Below are 26,270 nucleotides of genomic sequence, written 5' to 3' on the forward strand. Positions count from 1 at the left end.
TTAGGTTTAAAGTATATAATGTTGCAAATATAGATATATTTTAGATATATAGTGCATACTTTATTGACTTTCGTTTATACTTTCTTGCTAAAAATAGATGTGGAAAATGTAAAGTATCACTTATACTCTTTTTCATTTTTGATGAGTCTAAGCAAAATGATTTAATTGTGTTTTAAATAGTATGTTTCCGATGTGAAAGCAGTTTTTATTCAAATGATGTTAAAGTGTAAGGAATGGTCAAAATAGTATAAGTGTTTTGCCAAAAGAAACGCTATCTTTGCAAAGTCATAGTTACCATATCAAGTGACTGAAACCTAATAATAATATAATTATTAACATTATCTTGTCATCTTACCATGTATAGACAAATATTTTTATTTTTTTTCTTGGCATTTTCTGTTTTGGGCATACAGGCTCAAATTCGTGGAACAAATATAATGGTGCAGGTCCAGCCAAATCATGCAGACTGGAATTATAAGATAGGAGAAAAAGCTTCTTTTGAAGTTTCTGTCCTAAAATCGGGTACTCCTTTGGTTGGAGCAATTATCAGTTATGAAGCAGGACCTGTTATGTTCCCTACAGTAACAAAAGAGAAAGTGGAGCTCAAGGAAGGTAAGATGAAATGGACTGGAAGCATGAATACTCCTGGTTTTTATCGTCTTAAGGTTACTGCTCATGTAGATGGTAAAACTTATGAAGGATTATGTACGGCTGCTTTCTCACCAGAAAAAGTTCAACCTGCCACACATTGCCCGAAAGATTTTGATGCTTTTTGGGAAAAAGCATTGGCTGATGCTCGCTTAATTCGTCTGAATCCAACCAAGCGATTGTTGGCGGAACGTTGTACCAAAGATATGAACGTGTATGAGGTGAGTTATTCTAATGATTCTTATAGCAGCAAAATATATGGTATATTAAGTGTACCAGTAAAACCAGGAAAATATCCAGCTTTACTCCGTGTTCCGGGTGCTGGAGTTCGTCCTTATACAGGTGATACTTATACGGCTCCTGGTAAAGCTATAATCCTAGAAATAGGTATTCATGGCATACCCGTAACTTTGGATCAGAAAGTATATGATGACTTAGGATATGGAGCCCTTCGTAATTATAGCTTTACTAATCTTGATAATCCTAACGAAAACTATTATAAGCGCGTTGTAACAGGTGCTGTGAGAGGTGTAGATTATATCGCATCTCTTGATGAATGGAACGGTAAAACCCTAGGTGTAACCGGTGCAAGTCAAGGAGGTTTCTTGTCTTTGGCTGTAGCAGCTTTGGATAAGCGTGTTACTTTCTTGGCTGCAGTACATGATGCCATGTGTGACTATGAGTCTGAATTGAATGGTGTTGCAGGCGGTTGGCCACATTATTTTATATATGATAAAACTCCAAGTTTGCAAAAACTGAATGGTGTACGCTATTACGATGGAGTAAATTTTGCTCGTCGTATTCATGTACCTGGCTGGTTTTCTTTTGGCTATAATGATGAGGTTGTTCCTCCAACATCTTCTTATGGATTATATAATATTTATCCAGGCCAGAAACAAGTGAGTGTGTATCAGATGACCGGTCATTTTTGGTATCAAGAACAGTGGGATGAGTGGCAAAATTATTTATGTAAACATTTGTTGAACGAATGATGAAAAAAATTGCAATAAGTATTTTGGGCTTGGCTTTAAGCCTTGGTATAATGGCCAGTGAACCATGTTCGCCAGCCTATAGATTATTGAATCGTCTGAAGAAAATTCAGAAAAAAGGTATCATGATAGGCCACCAGGATGATCCCGTATACGGACGAAATTGGAAATGGGATAGAGGACGTTCTGATGTCAAAGAGGTTTGTGGCGATTATCCAGCTATTATGGGGTTCGAATTAGGTGGTATCGAATTAGGAGAAACTGCTAATATCGACAACGTACCATTTGATAGAATGCGGGAAGAAATTTTAGCCCAGCATGAACGTGGAGGTGTTACAACGATAAGTTGGCATCCTTTTAATCCGGTTACAGAAAAAAATGCTTGGGACCCATCTGGAAATCCTGTTAAAGAAATACTTCCAGGAGGATCACAGCATCAAAAATTTAATAAATGGTTGAAGATTGTTGCTGATTTTCTCAATTCTATTCAAACAGTTGATGGTGAAAAAGTTCCAATTCTTTTTCGTCCTTGGCATGAAATGGAAGGTACTTGGTTCTGGTGGGGATCTAAGGGCACTACAGTAGATGAGTATAAGCAGCTCTATATATATACGCATGATCAACTATTAAAACGGTATGCCTGCGATCAACTCTTGTGGGGGTATTCACCAAATTCTGGTGGTGCAGACTATTTGAAATATTATCCTGGAACTCAATATGTCGATTTAATAGGTGTCGACCTGTATGATTTCAATAAAGATAATGATGTGTATATTAAAAATCTCAAACATGATTTGGAAGCACTAAAAGATATAGCAATAACGGAAAATAAGTTGGTCGCATTGACAGAAACAGGAGCCCAAACATTACCAGACTCAACATGGTTTACGCATGTGTTTTGGCCGGTAGCCAAAGAATATCCAATTAGTTATGTGTTGTTTTGGCGTAATGCGTGGGACAATCCAAAAGAACTATATATTGCTGCACCAGGCCTTGTTGTAGCTTCTGATTTTAAGCATTTTGCTAAGGAAAAGAAAACATTGTTTGTTAAAAATATAAAGAAAATAAAATAAATAGCGTATGGAACAATTTTCAGAAAAAATTGCCGTTCTTCGTCAGCATCATGAAGAGTTACTTACTCGGAAAAATATAGCAGAGAGGTGGGGTAATGGAATTTATACTCGCTATCGATATCCAATACTTACAGCAGAACATACTCCATTAGAATGGAGATATGATTTTAGTAAGAAAGATAATCCATATCTGATGCAACGTATTATGATGAATGCTACTCTTAATAGTGGAGCCATTAAATGGAATGGAAAGTATTTGTTGGTTGTACGTGTGGAAGGTGCTGATCGAAAAAGTTTCTTTGCTATTGCAGAGAGTCCTAACGGAGTTGATAACTTTAGATTTTGGGATGAGCCAATATCAATGCCAGAAGATGTAATACCTGCACGAATGTTTATGATATGCGCCTAACGCTTCATGAAGATGGTTGGATTTATGGTGTTTTCTGTGCTGAGCGTCATGATGATAATCATCCGGAAGATTTGAGCGCAGCTACCGCTACTGCAGGTATAGCTCGTACGAAGGATTTAAAAACTTGGGAACGGCTTCCTGATTTGAAAGCAAAAAGTCAGCAGCGTAATGTAGTACTTCATCCAGAGTTTGTAGATGGAATGTATGCTTTCTATACTCGTCCACAAGATGATTTTATTAATGCTGGCTCTGGTGGTGGTATCGGGTGGGCGCTTGTTGATGACATTACTCATGCTGAGATTAAAGAAGAAAAGATTATAAATATGCGCCATTATCATACCATTATGGAGGTGAAAAATGGCGAGGGACCTCAACCTATCAAGACTCCTAAGGGATGGCTACATTTGGCACATGGTGTGCGTGGTTGTGCTTCTGGTTTGCGTTATGTACTTTATATGTATATGACAGCCCTTGATGATCCTACACATGTAATCGCTCAGCCTGGTGGATATTTTATCGTACCTCAGGGGGAAGAGTATATTGGTGATGTTATGAATGTAACATTCTCTAATGGTTGGATTGCTGACGAAGATGGTAAGGTTTTTATCTATTATGCTAGTTCTGATACGCGTATGCATGTTGCAACATCTACTGTTGAAAAATTAATAGATTATTGCATGAATACACCAGAGGACGGATTCACTACAGCTGCTAGTGTAGGAAATATCAAGGCTTTGGTTGTCAAGAATAAGAAGATTATTAATCAGTAATACCTAAAAGAAAAACATATTATGGTTCGTCTTAAAGAAAAAATAGGCTATGCTTTGGGCGATGCAGCCGCAGGTGGCATTACTTGGAAAATTATGTCAATCGCATTCCCATTGTTTTTTACCAATGTGTATGGTTTGACTTTTGCAGATGCTGCAGCTCTTATGCTTGTTGCTCGTATGTTTGATGTGGTTACCGACCCGTTGATGGGGGCTTTGGCTGATCGCACGCAGTCTCGTTTCGGAACGTATCGCCCCTGGCTTATATTTGGAGCAATTCCTTTCGGATTGATTTTTGCCCTTCTATTATACACACCAGACTTTGGCCCTGTAGGTAAACGTATTTGGGCTTATTCTTTCTATCTGTTGATGATGGCCATTTATACTGCAGTTAATGTTCCTTATGGTTCTCTTTTAGGAGTTATGACCGATGATGATAATGAAAAAAATCAGTTCTCTTCTTTTCGTATGGTAGGTGCTTATGCCATGGGATTTGTTACTCTGTTGTCTTTTCCTTATCTTCAGAAATTTGTTGGGGGAACAAGCCAACATCAATATGCAGTGCTTGGTGTTTTCTTTGGTTTTATAGCTGCTGTTGGTACGTTAACATGTGGTCTGCTTACTAAAGAGCGACTGAAGCCTGTACGTGCAGAAAAGTTCTCTTTTAAGCAGTTTGGTGATTTGTTTAGAAACAAACCATGGATCTATCTTACACTGATAGGTATTTGTACCAATTTCTTTAACGGTTTCCGTTATGCTGTGGCAGGTTATCTTTTTGAATATTGTTTGAAAGGTGATGTTACGGTAAGTGGGTTCATTATTAATTATACGGTATTTATGACCTTTGGTGAACTTACTTGTATGGTTTTTGGTGGTATATCTCCTATATTTACCAAGTGGGTGGGATCTAAGAAAAAAGCTTTTACTGTGGCAGCTATTATTTGTGCTGTTACTTCTGTAGCATTTTTCTTTGTGCCTATGCATTCTTCTTATATTTGGTTAATGGTAGGTATTGTTATATTGACTTCTATAGGTGTAGGACTTTATTCTCCATTGTTATGGTCTATGTATGCTGATGTTGCTGATTATGCAACCGAAAAGAACGGAACATCGTCTACAGGGTTAATATTTTCATCAGGTACGATGGCACAAAAATTTGGTACAGCTATCTCGGGTTCGTTAGTAGCTTTGTTCTTAGGTTTGGCTGGTGCTAGTATGATTACTGATTCTACGGGAAACTCTATAGTAGATCCTACATCTATTACAGACTCTGTTCTCTCTATGGTATGGTCTTTATTTTCGCTGTTCCCTGCTGCTATTGTGGTGATCATGCTTCTTTTAACTTATAAGTATCCTATTAATAAATAAGTATGTTACAAGATGTCATATTACGTATGAAATCAGAGGTGAAGGATGTGCTCCAGAGTAATATCCTTCCTTTTTGGTTAAACAAAATGGTAGACTATGAACATGGAGGCTTTTACGGTCAGATGACAGGTGAAGGTGTTTTAAATACTACGGCTAATAAAGGAGGAATTTTAAATGCCCGTATACTATGGTCTTTTTCTGCTGCTTATCGTGTTTTGGGGAATCCTGAATATTTGAAGGCTGCTACCCGTGCAAAAGATTATATCCTAACCTATTTCATAGATCGTGAGTTTGGTGGTACATATTGGGAGTTAGATTATTTGGGTAATCCTGTTGATACCAAAAAACAATTTTATGCGATAGGTTTTATGATATATGGGCTTTCTGAGTATGCCCGTGCTACACAAAATGTAGCAGGTATGGAAGCTCAAAGTAAAGAGGCTTTAGATTATGCCATCCAGTTGTTCGAGTGTATAGAAGAACATTCTTTTGATGCGGTAAACAATGGGTATATTGAAGCTCAGACCCGTGACTGGAAAGAAATAGCTGATATGCGCCTTTCTGAGTTAGACGCCAATTATCCAAAGTCTCAAAATACTCATCTTCATATCATCGAATCATACACTAATCTTTATCGTATCTGGAAAGATATTAGATTAGAAAAAGCACTACGTAATCTGATTACTATCTTTACAGATAAAATACTTAATCCACAGACTTACCACCTTGATTTGTTTTTTGGTATGGATTGGACACGTGGTGCTGGCCATTTAGAGAGTTATGGTCATGATATTGAGTGTTCATGGTTAATGCATGAAGCAGCTTTGATCTTAGATGATAAAAGGGTTCTTGCCTTCGTGGAACCGATTGTTCGTAAGGTCGCTCAGGCTAGTGAGAAAGGGCTCAATGAAGATGGCTCGATGACGCATGAAACTAATCTTGATACTGGTTATGTTGATGCTAATCGCCACTGGTGGGTACAAGCAGAAAATGTTGTAGGTTGGGTTAATATTTTTCAGTATTTCCATGAAGAATCCGCATTGAATAAAGCTATACGAGGTTGGCAGTACATTAAAGATCATCTTATAGACTATACGTTAGGCGAATGGTACTGGTCTTGTGATGCCGAAGGTAATATTAATCGTAAAGACGATCATGCTGGTTTCTGGAAATGTCCGTATCATAACAGTAGAATGTGTATAGAAATATTGGAACGCTTATGAGTGAAGTATTACATGAAATAACTCCTTTGATGGATAAAGATGCTCTGTATATTGCTGATCGCCATAAAAAGGAATTTGCATATCCTATCCATAATCATGAGGCTTATGAACTAAATTTTGTTGAGCATGGAGCTGGTGTTCGTCGTATAGTGGGCGACAGTAGTGAAGTGATTGGTGATTATGACTTAGTCTTGATTACGAGTCCTGAACTGGAACACGTATGGGAGCAAAATGGTTGTAAATGCGAAAATGTGCGTGAGATAACGATACAATTCTGTTTTGGAATGGTAAATGAGGATAGTGATGATTTCTTTTCCAAAAATCCATTTTCCAGTATCCGTCATATGATGCATGAAGCAAGAAAAGGACTTGCTTTCCCTCTTAATGCTATCATGAAGGTATATGATAAATTGGATCGTCTTAGTCAGATTCAGGATCGTTTTACGGCATTGATAGAATTTCTACAGATATTGAATATATTATCTTTATCCGAGGGTGCCTATACTTTGGCCACTACTAGCTATGCAAAAGTAAAAGTGGAAGATGATAGTAGAAGAATCTTAAAAGTAAAAAATTATATTAGCGAGCATTATATGGAGGAAATCAAACTGAGCACGATAGCGAATATTGCAAATATGAGCGATAGTGCTTTTAGTAGATTTTTTAAACTTCATACAGGTAAAACCCTAAGTGATTATATTATTGATATTCGAATGGGATATGCTACTCGTAAGTTGATAGATACGAATGAAAGTGTTTCTGAAATCAGTTTTGCTTGTGGATATAATAACTTAAGTAATTTTAATCGTCTTTTTAAACGGAAAAAAGGCTGTTCTCCTACTAAATTCAGGGAAGAATATAAAAAAATTAGGTTCATCAGACAAATGACGTGATGTTAAATTGAATTGAAAAGAAATAGCTGGAAAATTCATATCTTTGTAGCGACCAAACTATAAATGACATGATAAATTCCAGCTTCCTGTTTTTCGCATTCGGCATCAATGGATTCCAATGCAACAGTTTCAGCCACAAAGATAGCCAAATAGTTTTGAATATCCAAAAGCGAATGGACAAAATGCGCTGTCCATGTTGTAAGAGTCGTCATATTATTCGTAATGGTTATGTATGGCGCGACTTCAAGACTGTCCCGATAGGTCATATTCCAGTAGTCCTTCATACAAAGATTCAACGTATAAAGTGCAAGGATTGCGGTTGTGACATGCAGGAGGAGATCCACTTTGCTCATGGTAAGCGCACCTATACTGCTCGTTTGGAGAACCTTGTAGTGGACCTGCTTGATATTGCAACCATCAAATCGGTGGCAGAATACCTCCATCTGACATGGGATACTGTAAAGGACATTCATAAACGTCGTCTGAAATCCAGGTATGGTAATCCGAACATACGGAATGTAAAGAGCATAGGAATAGATGAGTTCGCAGTACGTAAAGGACATGTATACAAGACTATTGTCGTGGATTTGGAGACAGGCAGGATTATATATGTGGGAGACGGTAAGGGTGTAGATGCCCTGAAAGGTTTCTGGCGCAAGGTAGACCATTATGGGGTTGTCATTGAGCATATAGCTACAGATTTATCAAAGGCCTTCATTGCTTCTGTGATGGAACATGCACCGCTTGCCGTACATGTGTTTGACCATTTCCATGTTGTAAAGCTCATGAATGATGCGATAGACAAACTTAGAAGCAGGATGTACCATGAGGAGAAGGATCTCAATAGACGGAAGGTCATAAAGGGTATGAGATGGCTGTTGCTCTGTAATGGTAAGGACATCTATGATGACAAACACAAGGAGAGACTTGAGAATGCCCTAGCCATGAACAAACCTCTTGCACAGGCGTACTATTTAAAGGAGAGCATGAGGGAAATATGGATGCAAGTCACTAAAACTCATGCAGAATCTTTCCTAGACGAATGGATCAGACAAGCCAGGAGTACTAAAGTATCACTGATAGAAAAGGTGGCAAATACTATTGCTGCATATCGATCCGGCATCCTAGCATGGTACGACTGTCACATATCTACTGCTAAAGTCGAAGGTATCAATAATAAGATCAAAGTACTCAAAAGAAATGCATACGGATTCAGGGATGATAAGTACTTTGAACTTAGACTCTATGCCTTACACGACAGACGCATCACGTCATTTGTCTGATGAACCAAAAATTAAAATTATTATCTGATCTGTTATTCTTGTGTTTCGTTACTTGAATAGTGCAATATAAGGCAAATTAAGTGTTTGCATGAAACTTATTTAAACAGATACTTTTTGTCTTATTTTTGTAGATTTTCAATAAGCGGATTGTAGAGATAATATTTTTTTGAAAGTTCATAATTTCTATTGAAAATTTTATCAATGGTTAATAGTAGCTGATACTTACAATTTTGTAGGATTTTAAAATGAAGTAAAAATAAGTGTAAAATAATACTTATTATATAGATTATTAGATAGGTGTAAAAGTATCATGTTCTATCAAAATAGTATTATTCATGTGGCACCTTTTTTTATATTTTTGCAATATGTAATATCGAAAACATTTATTTAAAGAGTACCATGAATTACTAAGATAAAATCAGAAGAATTAATATTAAAATAATAGCTAATCCCAATATCATGAAGCTAATAATTAAAAACCAGAACTAAGCAATATGAAACCAAAGAATCAAAGACCGTTATTGCTTGCAGGTTTAGTATCTTGCATTTGGGCAGGATATTTACCTCAAACCTTTGCAGCAGATAATGCTGCTATGGTTGTTCAGCAACAAACCAAAAAGATTTCAGGTACTGTAACAGACGCACAAGGTCCTATTATCGGTGCCACAGTTCGTGTAGTAGGTACAAAAATTGCCACTGTAACAGATTTTGATGGTCGTTACACACTTAATGTACCGGCAGGTGCTACTCTCTCAGTTAACTATGTAGGTTATATTGAGAAAAAGATTAAAGTTGGTTCACAGAGTACAATCGATGTAACCATTGTAGAAGATAGTCAGAATCTAAACGAAGTAGTAGTTGTGGGTTATGGTACAATGAAAAAAAGCGATTTGGCAGGTGCTTCAACATCATTGGATGAGAAGACTTTGAAGTCTGCTCCTATGACGAATGTAGATGACGCCCTTCAGGGACGTGTATCTGGTGTTACTACGATGACAACATCTGGCGCACCAGGTTCTGCTGTGTCTGTAAGTGTTCGTGGTCAGGCTACTATAAATGCTAATTCCGATCCATTATATGTTGTTGATGGTGTTATCTGGCAAGGTGGTTCTAATAGTGGAGCAAGTCTTGGTTTAGGTGATGCTTTAGGAAATGGTACACATTCTGCAGTTTCTCCTCTTTCTTTGTTAAATCCTGCGGATATCGTTAGCATGGAAGTTCTCAAAGATGCTTCTGCAACTGCTATTTATGGTGCTCAGGGTGCTAATGGTGTAATTCTTATTACAACGAAGCAGGGTAAGAGTGGTGAAGCTAAATTTACTTATAATGGTAGTGTCTCGGCTTCTCGCCAAAATAAACGGCTTGATATTATGAATCTCCGTGAGTATGCTGAGTTCTATAACAGTTTGGTAGCTCAGGGTGAAATTTCTAAGCCCGATGCAATCTATAGCGATCCTTCTATTTTAGGTATTGGTACCAATTGGCAGGATGCTATCTTCCGCACAGCGTGGTCTAATAGTCATCAGATTAGTGCCGAAGGAGGTACTGATAAAATTAAATATTATCTTTCAGGTAACTATGAAAAGCAGAATGGTACAATTATCGGTAGTGATTTTAGTCGCTATGGCTTTCGTGTGAATGTAGAAGCTCAATTGAAAAATTGGTTAAAGGTTGGTACCAATAATACTTATAGTAAGACTAGTGAAAGTTTGAAATTGGCTGATAGTGATGAGGGCTTGATAAACTATTCTTTGACTACTCCTCCTGATATTCAGATATATGATGTAGATGGTAACTATTCAAGCGTATCGAAGGAAGGTTATACCAATCCTAACCCTATCGCTATGGCATTAATGGATGATATTTTGCTTGATAGACAGTCTTTGAATGGTAGTGTCTTTGCAGATATCACACCTATTAAGCATTTTACATGGCATGCTCAGTTTGGTTATAATGTTGGTGCATCTAAGGGTTCTACTTATAATCCTAAGGTAAACTTGGGTACTTGGAATCGTGATCAGAATCAGAGTCGTATCCAAAAGAACAGTAATACCTATTGGTCGTTGAGTAACTATCTTAGCTACAATAATAATTGGGGCAAGCATAGTGTTTCGGCTATGCTGGGTCAGGAAGCTTGGGAATCTAAATACGATTATACCTCCGTTTATAATACGAATCTTCCTAATGATATCGTTCATAACCCTGCTCTTGGTACGGGTGATCCTCAGATAGGTGCAGGATGGGGAAGTTCCTCTATGGCTTCTTTCTTCACTCGTGAAACTTATAATTTTGATGATCGTTATTTAGCTACATATACCTTCCGTTATGATGGTAGTTCAAACTTTGGTCCAAATAAGCGTTGGGCTGGCTTCCACTCAGTTGCATTAGCATGGCGTTTTTCTAATGAAAAATTTATTCGGGATATTGCGGGTAAATGGCTTTCTAATGGTAAACTGCGTATGGGATGGGGACAAACTGGTAACTCTAATATTGGTAGTTACAAGTGGGGTTCTGCTATGTCTGTAATGGAAACATCATTGGGTGTATCTTATCGTCCAGCTAACTTGAAGAATCTGGATATTAAGTGGGAAACCCAAGAACAGCTGAACATAGGTCTTGATCTTGGCTTCTTTGATAATCGTTTAAATTTTACATTTGACGCTTATAAGAAAGAATCAAAAGATATGTTGATGCAGTTGATACTCCCTTCTATTATGGGTACTAGTGGTAATAGTTCATCTGCTCTTGCTGCTCCTTATGGTAACTATGGTGACATTGAAAATACTGGTTTTGAGTTTGATATCAGTGGTAAACCTATCGCAACAAAGGATTTTGATTGGACTTCTGATTTCAATATATCATTTAATAGTAACAAATTGAAGAGTTTGTCGGGCAGTACAGCCTTGCTTGGATATGGTCAGTGGACTGATGTTGTTACTCGTACAGTTCCTGGTGAGTCTCTGTTTTCTTTCTATGGTTATCAAGTTGAAGGTGTATATACAAGTTTTGAAGACATCTTGAATTCTCCGGTGAATACACTTCAGCAAAATAATCCTATTGTTACAAATGCCGATGGTACAAAGTCTTGGAGTACAGATGCTTCAAAATATAGCCGAACGAATACGACATACGTAGGTGATTTGAAGTTTAAGGATGTCAATAATGATGGTATTATTGATGAAAATGATAAGACGAATATTGGTTCTCCATGGCCAAAGTTCACTTTCGGCTTCAACAATAGTTTCCGTTATAAGAACTTTGATTTGAATATATTCCTCAATGGTTCTGTAGGAGGCAAGATAGGCAACTATATGAAGATGAAGCTGACACACATGAATAGTGTTTGGACTAATCAGTTGGTGGATGTTGCCGGTAGAGCGCAATTGACGGCTGCCGATGGCAATACTACAGGAGCTTGGTATGACAATATTGCTAATGTGGTAGTGAGCAATCCTGATGCAACCTTGCCTCGCGCTTCTATTAATGACCCTAATGATAATGATGCTTGGAGTAGTCGTTATATTGAGAGTGGTTCTTATCTTCGCCTGAAGAGTATAACTCTTGGATATACTCTACCAAGACCGCTTGTTTCAAAACTTGGTATGAATAGTGTTCGTATATCTTTGAATGCAACGAATCTATTTACTATTACAGGTTATGATGGTTATGATCCTGAAATTGGTGCATCTACAGCAAGTGCTAATGTATTCAATTTGGATAATGGTCGTTATCCTTCTCCAACAACAGTAACATTCAATCTGAATTTATCATTCTAACGATAGAAAGGATTTCACAATGAAAAGCAAATATATAAAGTATACTGCTGTAACCTTACTTTTGGGTTTAGGTTTATCGTCTTGTAGCTCATTCTTGGATAAGCCGGTAGAGGATAGCTACAATACAGAAAATTATTATACCTCCGATGCTGCTTGTATTTCAGGCGTCAATTACTTGTATAATTCACCTTGGTATGATTTCCAACGTGGTTTTATCAAGGTAGGTGAAGTGTTATCTGGTAATATGTACTGGGGGAATAGTCCATATCTGAACTTTAGTGTTAACGGTACAGATCAGGATTTGGTAAATATGTCTTATTCGCTTTGGTCAGAAATCGGTCATGCTAATACTGTTTATGAGTCTATTAAGGGTGCTACAGCTTCTGAGGCTACCAAGAATCAGTGTTTGGGTGAGTGTCTGGCATGGAAGGCCATGGCTTATTTTTTCCTCGTTCGTAGTTTTGGAGATGTGCCTATTATACATAATAACTCTGAAAACTTAGCAGCAGGTGATTATAATACCCTCAGTAAGGTACAGAAAGCTGATGTGTATGAGTATATTATTATGACATTGGAAAAGGCAATGGAACTTCTTCCTAAAGAAAAAAGTACAACGGGGCGTATTGATTACTATTGTGCAGAAGGTCTTTTGGCTAAAGTTTATCTTACAAGGGCTGGTGTAAGCGGTTCTTTAAATAGTTCTGATTTGGCCAAAGCTGCAGAGTATTCTAAAGATGTTATAGAAAACTCTGGTCGTGCTTTATTAACCAATTATTCTGATATTTTCCGTGGAAGCAATAATAACAGTGATGAAAGTTTGTTTGCGTGGAAATGGACAGTAGGCTCACACTGGACATGTCAGAATACCTTGCAAAGTGACCTTGCTCCTGAAGGATTTGATGAGAATGGTGACTGTTGGGGTGGTTGGGGAGGCCCTTCACTTGATTTGATTGAAGCTTTTGGTGTATCCCCAAAGGATGATCCTGCAAAGCGAATTGATAAAGATTCCCGTCGTAAGGCAACGGTGATGTTAGCTGGTGATATTTATGACTATTTCTGGAGAGATCATGATCTCGGTAATAATAAGAAAGGCTTTGATTACCTTCGTTTTTGGTATGATAAGACTTATAATGCTGCTGCGACTGGTGAATGTCAGGCTCCTTGCGGTGGTACGAATGTAAAGCATTTGTATGGTGATAATGCTGATCATATCGCAGAAACAGGTCTAACTCCAGGTCGTATGGCTTATGCATTCTCTACTCATATTTTAAGATTGGCTGATGTATACTTGGTAAATGCTGAAGCACATACCCTTCTTGATGGTGGTTCAACAACAAATGCAGATGCTTTGTATGCATTCAATCAAGTTCATCAACGTGCAGTTCCTTCTGATGTAGAAAAGTCATCATTAACATTTGATGAAGTATGGAAAGAACGTCGTCTAGAATTGGCTGGTGAAGGTGACCGATGGTATGATTTTGTTCGAAGAAGTTATTATGATGTAAATTCTTGCATTAAGGAAATTACGGCCCAGAAACGTAATTCTCTTTGGGGATGTAATATTGTGTATAAGAGATATTATGAATCTGGAAAAACGAATTGGTCTTACAGTGAGGAAGATGGTGAATTCCAATATGATGAGGCTACAGCAGCTCCTAACGTTACAGCTGCAAGTTTCTCTTTGCCGTTCCCGACTGAGGATGTTGCATTGAATCCTAATCTTGCTACAAGTGCAGCATCCATTCATGTAGATGTGCGTAATACATATAGCTATTAACCTTTTAAGAAAATACAATTATGAAAATTAAAAATATAACATGGTCTTTCATGATTGCTCTAACGGCAGTTGGCTCGGGATTCACATCCTGTGCAGATCAGCCTGATAAATTTGAACTGGCAAGTGGAACTCCTACTGTATATTATATTCGACCGGTAGATGTAGCCAGCAAGGATTCGTTGCTTACTTCAGCGTCTTTACAATCTACAATTTGTTTAGTAGGTGATAATTTGAAAAGTATCAAGGGTATTCTTTTCAATGATCAGGCAGCTGTATTAAATACAAGTTATATTACTGATCATACATTGATTGTTTCTGTTCCTAACGAGATTCCTTCTGTAGTAACAGATAAAATGTATATGATTACTGCTAGTAATGATACAATACCTTATGATTTTCAGGTTACCATTTCTGCTCCTTCTGTAGTTTCCATGAGCAACGAGTGGGCTAAAGCAGGAGAGGAAGTTACTATTACTGGTGATTATTTCCTGGATTATGATAACTATCCTTTAGAGATCAAAGTTGGTAAAGATTATACTTTGCCAAGAGAGGCTATTACGAGTATCGAAAAAACGAAGATTACGTTTACCATGCCTGAGGATATGCCGCAGCATGAAGATATAGTTGTCTCTGATAAGTATGGTTCAACCAATGCACCATTCCAGTATATGGATAATCGTGGTATGCTATTCGACTTTGATACACCTAATAGTGTTACGAATGAAGTGTTAGGTAATTCTGGATGGCATGATCGTATTATCCAGAGTGATGATACATCGCTCAGTGGTAATTATATGCAAATAGGTAATACTGGTGTTACTATGGCTGCTAATGGTAAATGGAATGATGAATTCTCTTTCGAATACTGGGCTGGTAATTGGGCTAATCCTGAGACCTATGCATCTCATCCTCGCCTTTGTGATGTCGCAGACTTCTCTGATTGGACAAACAAGAGTTTGAAGTTTGAAATGTTGATTCCTGCTGATGCCGGTTGGGGAGCAGGTCCAATGCAGATTATTTTTGGTAGTCCTTCTCAGATCAGTTTAGGTAATGCTGGCGTTGTAGATGTGAACGGCGTAACCTTAGCTGGTTGTAACAATACCTGGTTTCATGCTCAGAATGGTTGGGGACGTGCCATTTATATGCCTTGGTATTCAAATTCTAGTGCAAGTCTTTATGATACAGGTGATAAGTGGGTTACCGTCACAATTCCTCTTTCTGATTTTAATCTTGAATTTGATGGAAATTCGGCTACTAAGTCATTCTCTAGTATTAATGACTTTTCAAGTTTGAATATTTTCCTGATTAAGGGTGCTTACAATGATAAGTCTGTTCTTCCTGACGGAGTGGAATGTACACCAATTATCAAGATTGATAATATTCGTGTTGTGCCTAATAAATAAATCTTAATAAGGATGTAAGTCATGATAAAACTTAATAATATATTTGTCATGTTATTGGTGGCCCTGGTAGGGCTATCAGTAACCGCTTGTAGTAGTGATGACGATTTGAATACTGATCAGTACGGTAATGATATTGCTGTCAACTCGTTTGGTCCTTGTCCTGTACTTCGTGGAGGTATGCTTTATTTCTATGGTAGTCATTTGGATCAGATTAGTGAGATTGATCTTCCTGGTGCTGATCCGATTACTGCTATACAAGTGCTAACTGCGGGTTCTCATAGTAAAATCTCAATAGAGGTTCCTGCTGAAAAGTGTGATACGGGTATTGTTGTTTTGAAGACTGTTAAGGGTGGTACCATTAGCACAATTTCTCCTGTTACCTATCGTGAAGATATCAAATTAACAGATTTCTATGTTGGGCAAGAGAATAATAAGATTGGTGCTGTTGGTGATATTGTTACGATTAAGGGTGATTATTTGAATTTATTTCATGGAATAATTTTTGCAGATAATGATACAGTAAAGGAGGATGCTTTTATTGCTCATGATCGTTATACGATTCAGGTAGCTATTCCTGAGGAAGCAAAGACGGGACAGATTACGCTTACAGACTTGGCTTCTTCTCCAACGGAAATCAGTACTGAGGATGCTCTGACGGTAACTCTTCCTACTGTTCAGAATTTGACGCCTACAACCCTTAAGGCTGGTGCTACAATCTCTGTCACGGGTTCAAGCTTAACGCAGATTGCCAGTGTCAAGTTGAATGGTGCAGTTGTTGCTGATAGCGATTTTATTGCTCAGACTGCTACTATGGTTAGCTTTGCTCTTCCAGTGAAAGCATCTGATGGTGAAGTAACATTGGTTACGAAGTCTGGTGTTGAGATTCCTGCTGGTAGTATTACTACGGTTGTTCCAACAGACTTGGCTGTTTCTCCTTCTCCTGTTAAAAATGGCAAGACGATTACGATTACAGGTAAGGATCTTGACTTGATTACAGGTATCGCATTCCCTAACGCTACTGATGCTACAATCGCAACTCAATCTGCAACTCAGATTACAGCTAAAATTCCAGTCACTGCTCAGGAGGGGGATATCACTTTGAGCCTGGCTAATGGTAAGACTGTATCTGTTGCTTATACATTGGTAAAACCAACTGTAATAAATTTTATACCTACTACATTGACTGCGGGTGATAGGGTTGTCCTAACAGGTACTGATCTTGACTTGGTGAAGTCTATTACCTTCCCTGGAGAAGCTGATATCGAAATTACAGAGTTTGCTGCTCAGTCAGAAACCTCTATCGGTTTAACGACTCCTGTTGCAGCGTCAGGTTCAGGTGTTATTTTGAACTTGATGAATGGTACAACGGTTAAGGTATCAGGTCTTACCATTAATGCTTCTACAACACCGGCGGTTAATAGTACAGAAGTTGAAGGTACTGTTGGTGAATATGTAACTGTATCTGGAAAGAACTTTAATAATGTTGAGGCTATTTATATTGGTGGAACTAAGGTTACTAAGATTAGAAGTCGTAGTGACAGTGAAATTACATTCCAAATTCCAGCTTCTATAGCTCCTGCTACTTATGATTTTATCTTTATTACTCCAGAAGAAACTAAATTTACTGTAGGTAAGATCATTGTAAATTCTGCAGAGAAGACTATTTGGACAGGTAGCTTTGATTGTGCAAATTGGGCAGGCAATCAAGATCTAGCTTGGGGTGGATATGATTGGTCTACTGTTAAAGCTGGTCAAGTACTAACTTTCTATTTTACAGCAAACGATACAAGTGCTAGTTGGGTATGTATTAGTGTTCGTCAGGGAGATAAATGGGACAATTTACCTAATGCACAGATTGATTTGACTGGATCTTCAACGGTTGCTACTTATACATTGACAGAAACAGCTCTTAATCAGTTAGTCAATAATGGTGGTCTCGTTGTTACAGGAAAGGATGTTACAATCACTAAGATTACATTGAAGTAATTCTCTATGTTTTTATAAAATTGGTGGCGTGATATATTAATATTACGCCACATTTTACTTGATTAAAACTTTTATTATGAGGAAGTTTATATTAGCTTTTATTTTTGCAATCTGTGTGTTTGCAGCAAAAGCTGCAGACAAGTCATTGATTATTACGTTTAATGATAATACCACACAGATTTTTGCCTTATCAGATCTTCCTAATATTAAAATGCAAAATGATAAGATGACTATTGTTGCAGGTTTAACAACTGCAGAGTATGATTTGTATAAAGTCAGAACATTTACATTTGGAGAAAGTACGGGAATTGAAGATGTTACAAATGAAAAATTGACTTTTGAGGGCAATTCGCTGATAATTCCAGGTTCTTCAAATCAGATTCGTATTTTTTCTATCAATGGAATGTGTGTTTCTTTGGATAGTACCCAATTAGGTTCGTTTACAGTTCTTAATTTGGAGTCGTTACCTCAGGGAGTATATGTTATTAATACAAATGGTAAATCTGTTAAAATAACCAAGAAATGAAAAAGTTTATCTTTTCTCTTTTAGCAACTCTGATTTCTTTTTCAGTTTTTGCACAATCTGCAGATGATACTTATGTAGTCAATAAGGCAGATGGGACTTCGCAATCCTATAAGGTGATGGAATTCCCAAATATTAAGTTTAATGGTGATGGTACCTTTGGCAATTATATGACTGGCTTTGATGATTTCGGTCAGATCAATGTTTGGAACATCAGTGATGTGAAGAGTGTAACCTTTAATATCGCTCATTCTAATCCTGTAGATGTTTCAGGTGTTTTTTTGGCTGATGCTTCTGCTAACGATGCAGCAAAGAAACTCTATAAGTATCTGCGGCTTGTTTATGGTAATAAGATCTTATCGGGTATGATGGCTCATGTAGCTTGGAATCATGATGAGGCCGATAAAATACATGTGCTTACAGGTAAATATCCTGCTATCAATTGCTATGATTTTATTCATATAGCTGTACCTAATCAAGGCTCTAATGGATGGATTAATTATAATGATATTACTCCGGTTACTGAATGGGCTGATGCTGGTGGTATTGTTAGTCTGATGTGGCATTTCAATGTGCCTCAAAATGAAAATACAACTATTGGGGCAGATGGTTCTGGACAGGGTATTAACTCTAGTCAAACTACTTTCAAGGCTAGTCATGCTCTTGTTTCTGGTACTTGGGAGAATAAATTTTTCATGGAACAAATGGAAAATGTGGCTAACGTTATACTTAAACTTCAAGATGCTGGTATTGTTGCTCTTTGGCGTCCGTTCCATGAAGCTGCCGGTAATGCAACTTTAAAGTCTGGTGCAAACTGGGGAAAAGCTTGGTTCTGGTGGGGCGAAGATGGTCCTGATGTATATAAGCAACTATGGCACACGATGTTCAATTACTTTTCCAATAAAGGTATTCATAATTTGATTTGGGAGTGGACTTCTCAGAATTATAATGGTGATTCTGATATATATAATAATGATGATGACTGGTATCCAGGTGATGCTTATGTAGATATTATCGGTCGTGATCTCTATGGTACTACGGCTGTTCAGCAGTATTCTGAGTATAGTCAACTTAAGGGTCGTTATCCATCTAAGATGATTGCTCTCGCAGAGTGTGGTGTTAATAATTCTACTATTACAGCTGATGTTGAACAAGCTTGGAATGCTGGAGCAAAATGGTTGAACTTTATGCCATGGTATGGTGAATCTATGCCATCAGATGAATGGTGGACTAAGGTGATGAACGAAAACGTTGTGATTACCCGTGATGAAATCAATCAGAACGCTACTTATATGGAAGAATCTGCACAGAGTGCTGTTGATAACTTTGGTTTAGGTTTTAATCTGGGCAATACCCTTGATGCAAATGGTTGTGGTACAGGTAAGCCTGTTGCTACTTATGAAACTTTTTGGGGACAGCCCGAAACCACGCAAGATATGATGACATTTCTAATGCAAAATGGATTTAATGCTGTCCGCATCCCGGTTACTTGGTATGAGCATATGGATGCAGAGGGAAATGTTGATGAGGCATGGATGATGCGTGTTAAAGCAATCGTGGAATATGCAATGAATGCTGGTCTTTATGCTATTGTGAATGTTCATCATGATACAGCTGCTGGTTCTGGTGCATGGATAAAAGCGGATACTGATGTATATGCTGCAACAAAGGAGAAATTCAAGAAACTGTGGACTCAGATTGCGAATGCTTTGGCTGATTATGATCAGCATTTGCTTTTTGAAGGTTATAATGAGATGCTTGATGGTAATAATTCCTGGGATGAACCACAGAAGGCTTCTGGATATGAGGCATTAAACAATTATGCTCAGGATTTTGTAGATGCTGTTCGTGCGACTGGGGGTAATAATGCAACTCGTAACTTAATTGTAAATACTTATGCTGCAGCTAAAGGGGAAAATGTACTTAATAACTTTATGCTTCCTACAGATGCAGTAAATAACCATCTTATAGTGCAAGTTCACTCCTATGATCCTTGGAATTTTTTCAATACCAAAACGACGTGGGATAGTGAATGTCATAATACCTTAACAGAAATCTTCTCAGCTCTTTCCAAGAAGTTCACGACTATACCTTATATTATAGGCGAATATGGTACTCATGGAGAGTCTGATATATCGGTATCAAAGTCTTCTCCAGCAGAGAAAATTAAGTTGGCTGCAGATCAGGCTGCTGATATGGTAAAACTGGCTAAAGATCATCATTCTGCTACATTTTACTGGATGAGTATATTCGATGGCTCTGACCGTATACAGCCTCAGTGGTCACTGCCAACTGTGGTTGAGGCTATGCAGGAAGCTTATAATAATTAATGTAATAATCTTTTTTAAGTCCTCCTTTTTTAGGGAGGGCTTTTTGACATTGTTAATCATGAAAATCAAATCTATCTTTTGCTTGTTAGTGGTAGCATTCTTCATGGTGTCTTGTCGTCATCATGAACGAAAGTCTTATGATGAAATGGGGAGTAATGGGCTAACTACAAGAACAGAAAATCTTCAAACCAATCTTCGCACATTTATGAATAAAGGTGTAATGATAGGACAAATATATGATAGCCTAAAAGGTATAGGGTGGAAAGACAAATCTCATCATAGCAATATGTTTAGTATTTGTGATGATTATGCCGCTGTTGGTGGATATGAACTGATGGGTGTAGAGAAGGGATGTAAGGTAAATAGGGATGGAGAGAGGTTTGATGTGATTCGTAAAGATATTCTTAGACTCTTTAAACGAGGTGGACTCATTATTCTTTTTTGGACGGCTCCTGATTTTAATGAAAATGAAGATATGCTCGATGAGTATGTTAAACAGTTGGCTAAATATCTTGATTCATTACAAGATGGTTATGGCATTAAAGCTCCTGTCGTATTGTGTCTTTATCCTTTAGATGGAAAATCTTGGTATACACAACTATCTGCAGGAGACTATAAGAGTCTTTGTGATAAAACTATAGATAAACTCAAAAAAGCAGAAGTTACGAATGCCATTTATGGTTTTTCTTTCTCGCAGATGATAAGTCGTGAAAAAATAAATCAATATATCAGTGATGATATTGATGTCATCAACTATTCTTTGATTTCTCAAACTAAGAATGTTGAGTCTTATCGGAAAAACTTTCATAAGATGTTACAAGTGTTAACATCAGTAGCTCAGGAAAGATATATGGTACCTGGATTGACTACAGGTATAGAGGGGATTCCTGACAGTGTTTACTTTACGGGTACAATTCTGTCAGCTATTCAAAAGTATCGTTTGTCGTATATCATGTTCGGAGCTAACTATGGTGATTCTAAAGAAGGGCATTATTGTGTGCCTTATCCTGGAATGAATAATGCAGTGATTAGCGACTTTGTAAAAATGTATAATGATGATAAGACAATATTTTTGAAACATTTAAACGGATTGTATCTTAAATACTGATTTTTCTTAGTTTTTGTCACTTTTTTGATGTAGAATTAATCAAATTGGAATCTTTTTTACTACCTTTGCCGCAGATTTAATAGAATATAGATACACGAACTTACAGAATTATGGAAAAAATTAAGATGACGACCCCTTTGGTCGAGATGGATGGTGATGAAATGACCCGCATTTTATGGAAAATGATCAAGGATGAACTCATCCTTCCATTTGTTGACCTGAAATCAGAATATTATGACTTAGGCCTTCCTAATCGTGATAAAACAGAAGATCAGGTTACAATTGATTCTGCTGAGGCTGCAAAAAAATATGGTGTAGCTGTAAAATGTGCTACCATTACTCCTAATGCGAAACGTATGGACGAATATCATCTGCACAAGATGTGGAAGAGTCCTAATGGTACTATTCGTTCTATTATGGATGGTACAGTTTTCCGTGCTCCTATAACGATACCTTCTATTCATCCTGTCGTAAAAAACTGGGAGAAGCCTATTACTATAGCTCGTCATGCGTATGGTGATGTATACAAGAGTGTGGAGCTTCGTGCAGATGAACCAGGTACAGCTAAGTTGGTATTCGAAGGTAAGAGTGGTAAACGTCAAGAAATCGAAATCCATAATTTTGATGGTGCTGGTATTATTCAGGGTATGCATAATACTGATAAGAGTATCAAATCTTTTGCACATAGTTGTTTCAAATTTGCTATTGATACCAAACAGGATCTGTGGTTTGCTACAAAGGATACTATCTCTAAAACTTATGATGCACAGTTCCGTCAGATTTTTGAAGATATATTTGAGCAAGAATATAAAGCTACTTTCGAAAAACTTGGTATTGAATATTTCTATACTTTGATTGATGATGCTGTTGCTCGTGTTATTCGTAGCAAAGGTGGTTTCATTTGGGCTTGTAAGAACTATGATGGCGATGTGATGAGTGATATGCTCAGTACCGCTTTTGGATCTTTGGCTATGATGACTTCCGTGTTGGTATCTCCTGATGGAAAGTATGAGTATGAGGCAGCTCATGGTACTGTGACCCGTCATTATTATCGTTACTTGAAGGGTGAGGATACAAGTACTAACCCTATGGCTACTATCTTTGCATGGAGTGGTGCACTTCGCAAACGTGGTGAACTGGATGGCATCAGTGCTCTTGTGAACTTTGGTAATGAATTGGAAGCTGCTTGTTTTGATACGTTGAATGAGGGTGTAGCAACAAAAGACCTTGTTAATCTTATGGAGGGTGTTGAGGCTAAGGCTGTCAACTCTGCAGATTTCATAGCTGCAATACGTGCTCATCTTGAGAAACGCTTAGCATAAGTGTGATCTGTTGCGTTGTATGTTCAACGAGCAGTACGAGAAGGTCAATACTAGACGCGATGTCGAGTCCATCTCCCTTCGATGAGGGCAAGAAGCGGAACAACGTTGACCAGGAAATAGCAGCATTGGTAACCTCTGATGCCAGTGTGTTATTTAGCGTACTAGTTGATGATCATCCAATGTTCATAAACTGTATAATTTTAATGTCGCATGATGAATGGATATTCACAAGCGAAGCTTTAGTAAATAGTAATCCCGAGTAACATATAATAGTTGCTCGGGATTATTTATATATATTGTTTTATATGATATGGTAATACTGTAAGGCATGTTGAATGCCTTCGTCATCTACGCCTGTCGTAATATAATCGGCAATTTTCTTGGTACCTTCATTGGCATTACCCATGGCGACACCTATACCAGCTTTGATAATCATCGTGTTGTCATTTCCTCCATCACCAAATGCCATGGTTTCATCTATGGTTATTCCCTGATGTCGGGCTATTGCTTCTATACCTTCACCTTTATCAGCACCTAAGGCTGTAATGTCGATAAAGTCGTCACACCAGCGCCCTGCTGTACAGTTGCTTAGTTGTGGCATTAATTTTTCTTCCATGGCTTGATTAAAAAAAGGAGTCATCTGTAGTATATCCTGACCTTTCAGATCTTCGATGTCGAGTTTGGTGAAATCTATATTTACAACACCAAGACCTTCGCGAAAGAGTATATCTACTTGAGGATTGTAGTTGTGTACAGCTATATCTTGACTGCCTACAATAATAACAGGTACTTGATATTTATCAGATAAGGCGATTATGTGATCAACATTTTCACGACTCATTGCTTTGCGGTGAACGGTGTCTGTGCCAATAAAGCAGTTTGCTCCATTAGTAGTAACCCATCCATCGATAAGGTGTTCTATTTGTTGGAGATTTGTAATAAACTGAGTGGGACGTCCAGTAGAAATAAATATTTTTACACCTTTTTCTTTTGCCTTTGTAAGAGAAGCTACTGTTGATGGGGGTATGCGATGTGTTTTGAAACTAACCAAAGTTCCATCAATGTCAAAAAAAAGAGCTCGAATTGCCATAACCTATTGATTCATTAATTTGAGTGCAAAGGTACAAAAAAGAATGTGATACCGTTGTTGTCCAAATATTTTTTATTAAATTTGTGACAAACTCATGAATTTACAAAAGTGAATACCAAATGAAGAAGAATTATTTTGATCTCACAGGTCGAGTAGCCTTGGTTACAGGTTGTTCTACAGGACTTGGTGTGCAAATGGCTCGTGCTTTGGCTAATCAGGGATGTAATATTATTCCTGTTGCTCGTCGTGAAGGGAAAATTAAAGAGGTTGCTAAAATGCTGGAACAAGAATTCGGGGTTGAAGCATTCCCAATACGTTGTGATGTAAGTGATACCGAAATGGTGGAGAATGCTGTAGATACAGCTCTTGCTCATTTTGGTCGTATCGATATTTTGATTAATAATGCAGGTACAGGTGCTGTTGCTCCTGCAGAAGATATTACTGACGAACAGTTTGCTAATGAGATAAATATAGATCTTTTTGGTACTTTCAAAATGGCTCGTTCTGTAGCGAAGAAGGCCATGATTCCTGCTAAGTTTGGTCGTATTATTAATATATCGTCTATATACGGCCTTGTTGGAAATAAAATAGCACCGTCTTCTCCTTATCATGCTGCTAAGGGGGGCGTCGTTAATTTGACCCGTGCACTTGCTGCGGAGTGGGCTAAGTATAATATTAATGTTAATGCTATTTGTCCTGGATATTTTGAAACACCTCTGACTAGGGATACCTTGAACACAGAATGGTTTAGAGAATATGCTAAGGGGGCAATTCCTCAAGAGCGATATGGAGTTGAGGGGGAACTGGATACAGCGGCTATCTTCTTGGCTAGTCCTGCTAGTAGTTATGTTAATGGTATTATGTTGCCTGTTGATGGTGGGTATACTTCGATTTAATGACTTTTTAAAATAATGAACAGACGACCATTTCCTATTGGAGAATGGTCGTCTGTTCGTTTTATTAGCGTGTAACGAAGACTTCTTTCTTAAATCCTCTAGGGTCTTGTAACACAAATTTATATTTTTTGCCGGTAGTAAAAGGATAATCTATAAATTCTTGATATGAGTTAATGGGTTCATTGTCAATCTTCAATACGATATCTCCTTGGCGCATTCCGTTCTTATAGGCTTCGCTTTTATGCCAAATTAGTCCAATATAAGGTTGGTTTTCTTTTTCAATAAATGCTACTCCAAACTGTTTATTGCTTACGTTTACGCTGTCGCTATTGTTATATGGCTGAAAGGTTATTCTCTTTTTTTTCGGGTTAATAACAATACTTCCATAGTTAAAAAGTTGACTTCCGATTCTCGATGCGCCTTGAGTTGTTATGGTTCGAACGTTTTTAAAGGCGAATTCATTCCATTTTAATCGATTGAGATTCAGAAAATATACTTTATCTTGTTTTTCGGTACTGTTGGTTGCTACCGTAAAGTTTCCTGTTGCTTCTCCTTCAACTTGGGCATTTACTTGCTTACTTTTGTAACGATGTTCCATAAAACTTTCTCGATTCATCTGGTATAGTTGTTTAGCTCCAGTGTCGAAGAGTACTTCATCAGTATGGCGCATGAACGGGCTAACCATAATATATGGAACAAACCATTTTAAGTTATATTTAAGAGTTTGTCCAGCTTCATGGTCAAAATAATGTTTACGATCGGAGAGTATCATTATTTTATTCTTTGGATCAATCTTTGCTCCTATGCCTTTATTAAAAATATCGAATCCGATAATGCCATCATAATTAACCTTGCCTATTGGTTTCTTAACAATAGAAGCAACATAGCCGTTGATATTTTGATGCCCTAACATCAAATTAGGAAGTTGAACAACTTTTATGGTATCCGTTACTCCATTGGCATCATGTGATATCACATTGCCTAATTCTTGGAGATTAGGTATTTGGGTGTCTGTATATAGCAAGCCTTGACTTGACCCTGTATCTAGATTGAATCGATATTTTTTGCCCTGAATTATTACCGGAACGTAGATTTGGTCATTCTCGTATTCAATGGCAACTGTATCGACGAAATTCTTTTCTGATAAGGTGAAGTTCGTATTGTATTGATGCATTTGAGCATGTGCATTAAACATGCAACAAAATCCTGCTATATAGAAAAAAATCCTCTTCATACTTTATGATTGTTTCGTGCAAATATACGATAAAAGGGGGAAGTATGAAACAAAAGTATAGTGAAAAGGTGTTTTCCCCCTTAATAAATATTGGATGTAATCCATGTGAATTCTTGCTATTTGATAGCTTAACTTAATTTATCAAGTTGTATGAGAGTTTCGGAATAGAGTA

General features: G+C 37.5%; 18 protein-coding genes and 1 pseudogene. 17 read left to right on the plus strand and 2 right to left on the minus strand.

Features of this window, described 5'->3' with window-relative positions; genetic code table 11:
- Positions 1 to 356: 356 nt before the first annotated feature.
- The 16 genes and pseudogenes from L6469_RS10285 to L6469_RS10360 all read left to right on the plus strand — a co-directional run bounded on the left by L6469_RS10285 (position 357) and on the right by L6469_RS10360 (position 23,141).
- On the plus strand, positions 357 to 1,640 hold the full coding sequence (locus L6469_RS10285; RefSeq protein ID WP_036857936.1) for an acetylxylan esterase: 1,284 nt from the start codon (positions 357 to 359) through the stop codon (positions 1,638 to 1,640).
- On the plus strand, positions 1,637 to 2,710 hold the full coding sequence (locus L6469_RS10290; RefSeq protein WP_006282902.1) for a glycoside hydrolase family 26 protein: 1,074 nt from the start codon (positions 1,637 to 1,639) through the stop codon (positions 2,708 to 2,710). Before L6469_RS10285 ends, L6469_RS10290 begins: the two co-directional genes overlap by 4 nt.
- Positions 2,711 to 2,717: 7 nt before the next feature.
- A pseudogene (locus L6469_RS10295) lies at positions 2,718 to 3,889 on the plus strand (glycosidase).
- Positions 3,890 to 3,910: 21 nt separating this feature from the next.
- A complete protein-coding gene (locus tag L6469_RS10300; protein ID WP_006282904.1) occupies positions 3,911 to 5,254 on the plus strand; it encodes an MFS transporter in 1,344 nt (447 codons plus the stop codon).
- A gap of 2 nt (positions 5,255 to 5,256) precedes the next feature.
- Complete coding sequence (locus L6469_RS10305) at positions 5,257 to 6,477, plus strand: AGE family epimerase/isomerase (protein ID WP_039870786.1); 1,221 nt, start codon at positions 5,257 to 5,259, stop codon at positions 6,475 to 6,477.
- On the plus strand, positions 6,474 to 7,370 hold the full coding sequence (locus L6469_RS10310) for an AraC family transcriptional regulator (RefSeq protein ID WP_006282906.1): 897 nt from the start codon (positions 6,474 to 6,476) through the stop codon (positions 7,368 to 7,370). Before L6469_RS10305 ends, L6469_RS10310 begins: the two co-directional genes overlap by 4 nt.
- Before the next feature lie 68 nt (positions 7,371 to 7,438).
- The gene (locus L6469_RS10315) at positions 7,439 to 8,653 is read left to right on the plus strand and encodes an ISL3 family transposase (protein WP_223918687.1); all 1,215 of its coding nucleotides are present in this window, start codon (positions 7,439 to 7,441) and stop codon (positions 8,651 to 8,653) included.
- 494 nt (positions 8,654 to 9,147) lie between these two features.
- Positions 9,148 to 12,429, plus strand: a complete 3,282-nt coding sequence (locus tag L6469_RS10320; RefSeq protein ID WP_039870788.1) for a SusC/RagA family TonB-linked outer membrane protein — start codon at positions 9,148 to 9,150, stop codon at positions 12,427 to 12,429.
- 19 nt (positions 12,430 to 12,448) lie between these two features.
- The gene (locus L6469_RS10325) at positions 12,449 to 14,206 is read left to right on the plus strand and encodes a RagB/SusD family nutrient uptake outer membrane protein (protein ID WP_006282910.1); all 1,758 of its coding nucleotides are present in this window, start codon (positions 12,449 to 12,451) and stop codon (positions 14,204 to 14,206) included.
- Positions 14,207 to 14,226: 20 nt separating this feature from the next.
- Positions 14,227 to 15,609, plus strand: a complete 1,383-nt coding sequence (locus L6469_RS10330) for a glycan-binding surface protein (RefSeq protein WP_006282911.1) — start codon at positions 14,227 to 14,229, stop codon at positions 15,607 to 15,609.
- A 21-nt stretch (positions 15,610 to 15,630) separates the two neighbouring features.
- On the plus strand, positions 15,631 to 17,595 hold the full coding sequence (locus tag L6469_RS10335; RefSeq protein ID WP_006282912.1) for an IPT/TIG domain-containing protein: 1,965 nt from the start codon (positions 15,631 to 15,633) through the stop codon (positions 17,593 to 17,595).
- A gap of 76 nt (positions 17,596 to 17,671) precedes the next feature.
- Positions 17,672 to 18,121 (plus strand): T9SS type A sorting domain-containing protein, encoded by a 450-nt coding sequence (locus L6469_RS10340; protein WP_074614364.1) that lies wholly within the window; start codon positions 17,672 to 17,674, stop codon positions 18,119 to 18,121.
- Positions 18,118 to 20,448 carry a cellulase family glycosylhydrolase gene (locus tag L6469_RS10345; RefSeq protein ID WP_006282915.1) on the plus strand — a complete coding sequence of 777 codons (2,331 nt, stop codon included), beginning with the start codon at positions 18,118 to 18,120 and terminating at the stop codon, positions 20,446 to 20,448. Before L6469_RS10340 ends, L6469_RS10345 begins: the two co-directional genes overlap by 4 nt.
- A gap of 58 nt (positions 20,449 to 20,506) precedes the next feature.
- Positions 20,507 to 21,556 carry a hypothetical protein gene (locus L6469_RS10350; RefSeq protein WP_036857933.1) on the plus strand — a complete coding sequence of 350 codons (1,050 nt, stop codon included), beginning with the start codon at positions 20,507 to 20,509 and terminating at the stop codon, positions 21,554 to 21,556.
- Positions 21,557 to 21,666: 110 nt separating this feature from the next.
- Positions 21,667 to 22,878, plus strand: coding sequence for an NADP-dependent isocitrate dehydrogenase (locus L6469_RS10355; protein WP_006282917.1), 1,212 nt, complete (start codon positions 21,667 to 21,669; stop codon positions 22,876 to 22,878).
- A gap of 59 nt (positions 22,879 to 22,937) precedes the next feature.
- A complete protein-coding gene (locus L6469_RS10360; protein WP_143067237.1) occupies positions 22,938 to 23,141 on the plus strand; it encodes a hypothetical protein in 204 nt (67 codons plus the stop codon).
- Positions 23,142 to 23,179: 38 nt separating this feature from the next.
- Here L6469_RS10360 and L6469_RS10365 read toward each other — a convergent pair whose 3' ends face one another.
- Positions 23,180 to 23,968, minus strand: coding sequence for a Cof-type HAD-IIB family hydrolase (locus tag L6469_RS10365; protein ID WP_006282918.1), 789 nt, complete (start codon positions 23,966 to 23,968; stop codon positions 23,180 to 23,182).
- A 119-nt stretch (positions 23,969 to 24,087) separates the two neighbouring features.
- Here L6469_RS10365 and L6469_RS10370 point away from each other — a divergent pair, with 119 nt between their 5' ends.
- Positions 24,088 to 24,864, plus strand: a complete 777-nt coding sequence (locus L6469_RS10370; RefSeq protein ID WP_006282919.1) for an SDR family oxidoreductase — start codon at positions 24,088 to 24,090, stop codon at positions 24,862 to 24,864.
- A gap of 64 nt (positions 24,865 to 24,928) precedes the next feature.
- Here L6469_RS10370 and L6469_RS10375 read toward each other — a convergent pair whose 3' ends face one another.
- Positions 24,929 to 26,098, minus strand: a complete 1,170-nt coding sequence (locus L6469_RS10375; protein ID WP_006282920.1) for an aspartyl protease family protein — start codon at positions 26,096 to 26,098, stop codon at positions 24,929 to 24,931.
- Positions 26,099 to 26,270 lie beyond the last annotated feature (172 nt).

Source organism: Segatella baroniae B14 (assembly GCF_022024235.1).
In the GTDB taxonomy this organism is placed as follows: Bacteria; Bacteroidota; Bacteroidia; order Bacteroidales; family Bacteroidaceae; genus Prevotella; species Prevotella bryantii.

Coding starts and splice junctions, on each gene's coding strand:
- L6469_RS10355 (WP_006282917.1), top strand. CDS start 21,667: ATGGAAAAAATTAAGATGACGACCCCTTTGGTCGAGATGGATGGTGAT.
- L6469_RS10345 (WP_006282915.1), top strand. CDS start 18,118: ATGAAAAAGTTTATCTTTTCTCTTTTAGCAACTCTGATTTCTTTTTCA.
- L6469_RS10315 (WP_223918687.1), top strand. CDS start 7,439: ATGATAAATTCCAGCTTCCTGTTTTTCGCATTCGGCATCAATGGATTC.
- L6469_RS10325 (WP_006282910.1), top strand. CDS start 12,449: ATGAAAAGCAAATATATAAAGTATACTGCTGTAACCTTACTTTTGGGT.
- L6469_RS10330 (WP_006282911.1), top strand. CDS start 14,227: ATGAAAATTAAAAATATAACATGGTCTTTCATGATTGCTCTAACGGCA.
- L6469_RS10305 (WP_039870786.1), top strand. CDS start 5,257: ATGTTACAAGATGTCATATTACGTATGAAATCAGAGGTGAAGGATGTG.
- L6469_RS10285 (WP_036857936.1), top strand. CDS start 357: ATGTATAGACAAATATTTTTATTTTTTTTCTTGGCATTTTCTGTTTTG.
- L6469_RS10365 (WP_006282918.1), bottom strand. CDS start 23,968: ATGGCAATTCGAGCTCTTTTTTTTGACATTGATGGAACTTTGGTTAGT.
- L6469_RS10370 (WP_006282919.1), top strand. CDS start 24,088: ATGAAGAAGAATTATTTTGATCTCACAGGTCGAGTAGCCTTGGTTACA.
- L6469_RS10360 (WP_143067237.1), top strand. CDS start 22,938: ATGTCGAGTCCATCTCCCTTCGATGAGGGCAAGAAGCGGAACAACGTT.
- L6469_RS10320 (WP_039870788.1), top strand. CDS start 9,148: ATGAAACCAAAGAATCAAAGACCGTTATTGCTTGCAGGTTTAGTATCT.
- L6469_RS10310 (WP_006282906.1), top strand. CDS start 6,474: ATGAGTGAAGTATTACATGAAATAACTCCTTTGATGGATAAAGATGCT.
- L6469_RS10375 (WP_006282920.1), bottom strand. CDS start 26,098: ATGAAGAGGATTTTTTTCTATATAGCAGGATTTTGTTGCATGTTTAAT.
- L6469_RS10340 (WP_074614364.1), top strand. CDS start 17,672: ATGAGGAAGTTTATATTAGCTTTTATTTTTGCAATCTGTGTGTTTGCA.
- L6469_RS10350 (WP_036857933.1), top strand. CDS start 20,507: ATGAAAATCAAATCTATCTTTTGCTTGTTAGTGGTAGCATTCTTCATG.
- L6469_RS10290 (WP_006282902.1), top strand. CDS start 1,637: ATGATGAAAAAAATTGCAATAAGTATTTTGGGCTTGGCTTTAAGCCTT.
- L6469_RS10300 (WP_006282904.1), top strand. CDS start 3,911: ATGGTTCGTCTTAAAGAAAAAATAGGCTATGCTTTGGGCGATGCAGCC.
- L6469_RS10335 (WP_006282912.1), top strand. CDS start 15,631: ATGATAAAACTTAATAATATATTTGTCATGTTATTGGTGGCCCTGGTA.